Raw genomic sequence first — 2,162 nt, 5'->3', positions numbered from 1 at the left:
TACAAAGAGTTTTAGCAMTATAAGCTTTGGTCTTTTTTTCGTTTAAAAGAGTCTGAATAATCACTCTTTCTTTAAGGCTAAGTCTTCTGTGTTTTTTTACTGTCATTTTACAAATCTATAATTTTAGATTTGTTGCGTTAAGTTATTGAATACAGCTAGGTTTCGTTAAATTACTTACAACGTTGTTGTGTAAGATTAGTTGCGTGTTTTAAGCACTAAAGTTAGTAAATAAAACACAGATAGAAAGTCCGCGAGGACTTTCGTAAATTAGCTAAAACCAGTAATTAATTTTACACGGTGTTGGCAACTGGCTTTATTTTATTTCATTTATTTTTTCGGGATCTTGCCTTGTGTCAAACACATTTGCGATTTCAATGCGGTTGAAATCATAATTTATCCAATATACTATTTTGTAATTTCTAAAAACGAGGTATCTAAACTCTTGTTTTCTGTGCTTTAGGCTAATTTCAACTTGTCCAATTTCTGGTTGTTTCTCAATTCCTATTGTTGAGTCAACAATTCCATTAACTAATTTTTCGGCAACTTTTTTGTTCGCTTTTATTAAATAATAACCGTAAATATCTTCAAGTTTATTTTCAGCAAGTTCTAACCAATAAACTTCTAGCTCCATTTTTGGATTTTAGCTTTTAAATCTGTTGCTTTTATCATTCGACCATTTTTAGAATCCTCCATTGCTTGGTCAATTTCAGCATCATATTGCTCCATTGTCATTGGTTTGAAATTGTTTTCAATCAATTCAGCTTTTCTTTTTCGCAATAATTTTTCAAGCCCACTAACAATTTCTACGTTTTGCAGTCTTAAAAATTCTTGAACAAACGTTATTTTTCTTGCTTCTAAATCCATTGTTATTGTTTTTTATCAAAGATACAAAATTTTCAATTTAATTCTTACTTTTCTTGATTTAACGGATTTTTCACAGCTTGTTACCAACGGTTTTGTGTATGATTAGTGGCGTGTTTAAGCACCTAATTTAGCAAATAAAAACCGAATAGAAAATCCGCGAGGATTTTCGTAAGTAGGCTTGAACTAGCCATTAATTATACACGTTGTTCTACGCAGTTTTTATTTGTTCAGTTAGTTTTTCCACCCATTCCTTTTGTTTGTAATAATTTGGTGGTAAAGGATGATAATAAGCGTATTCCATTCCAGCTTTTTTTATTCCAAATGATTTTTCGTTTCCTATTCTTTTAATTGCATTTTTCGCTAATTCAGTCAGTGAATTGTCAACTCCCCAAGCAAATATAGTTTTCACACCTTTTATAAAATATTTGTCAAAATCACTTTTTCTACGTTCATCAAAAATTGAGTGAACAATATTTTCTCTGTCAAATACTGGAATCATTTGGTAAAATTTTCCACTACTTGTTTCTCGAGCATCTGAAAGATTTAGAATTCGAGAGTATTCAAATCCGCAATTCAACATTATTTCCATTATTTTATTTTGGGTAGTGTCTGGTATTGCTTCGGATTCCGTATCGCTATTGTCAATTCCGTTTATCGGTTGAGATTTTCCAGGATTCATCATCACAACCATTAAGTCAGGAATTTTCAATTTGGATTTCTTTTTTTTTATATTCAGAACTTTTCTGAATTTATATCCATTTGTTTCATAAAAAAGTCCTGTAATATGGAAGTTTTCTTTCATTTTGTTGGTTTTGTATTGTCCTGATATAGGTTGACCTTTTTTCAGGTTAATTTATACCGTTCAAACTATTTTTTTAGCCGTTTAGAAGGCAAAAACTATTTTGAACTATGTTTGTTTTTAAATTGTTAGTTCAGTCAAATTTACATTATTTTTTCGATACGATTTGTATTTGATGTTTGGATTTATATGTACTTCTGCTGGTTTTCTTAAATCAAGGCTAAAATGAGTTCTTAAATTGTTGTAACTACCGCCTGTTTAGCTAACTTTTGAGCAATAGGAGTGTTCTTAAGACAGTTTTTAAGTCCATATTCATATTTTAACGTTCTATTAATTCTCTCCGCAATAGCGTTCTCATACGGATCATATTGCTCTGTCATACTCATTGTTATTCCATTATTTTCAGCAAACTGAGTATATTCAGGACAACAATATTGCATACCTCTATCAGAATGATGAATCAATTTTTTCGATGGATATTTTCTGTTTTTTATAGCCA

The 2,162-nt window shown here is 30.3% G+C and carries 4 protein-coding genes and 1 pseudogene; all 5 read right to left on the bottom strand.

Features of this window, described 5'->3' with window-relative positions:
* Positions 1-106 (bottom strand): annotated as a pseudogene (locus N2251_RS14040) (IS30 family transposase); the annotation flags it as partial.
* Positions 107-313: 207 nt separating this feature from the next.
* On the bottom strand, positions 314-631 hold the full coding sequence (locus N2251_RS00050) for a type II toxin-antitoxin system RelE/ParE family toxin (protein ID WP_260584633.1): 318 nt from the start codon (positions 629-631) through the stop codon (positions 314-316).
* On the bottom strand, positions 622-864 hold the full coding sequence (locus N2251_RS00045) for a hypothetical protein (protein WP_105050557.1): 243 nt from the start codon (positions 862-864) through the stop codon (positions 622-624). The genes N2251_RS00050 and N2251_RS00045 overlap by 10 nt, the downstream gene beginning before the upstream one ends.
* 208 nt (positions 865-1,072) lie before the next feature.
* On the bottom strand, positions 1,073-1,666 hold the full coding sequence (locus N2251_RS00040) for a DUF1643 domain-containing protein (RefSeq protein ID WP_260584631.1): 594 nt from the start codon (positions 1,664-1,666) through the stop codon (positions 1,073-1,075).
* Between the two features lie 230 nt (positions 1,667-1,896).
* A partial coding sequence (locus tag N2251_RS00035; protein ID WP_260584630.1) for an integrase core domain-containing protein occupies positions 1,897-2,162 on the bottom strand: 266 nt, incomplete at its 5' end.

Origin of the sequence: Tenacibaculum haliotis (assembly GCF_025215075.1) — a bacterium.
GTDB classification, from domain to species: Bacteria; Bacteroidota; Bacteroidia; order Flavobacteriales; family Flavobacteriaceae; genus Polaribacter; species Polaribacter haliotis_B.
This window is presented reverse-complemented; position numbering and strand designations above follow the sequence as displayed.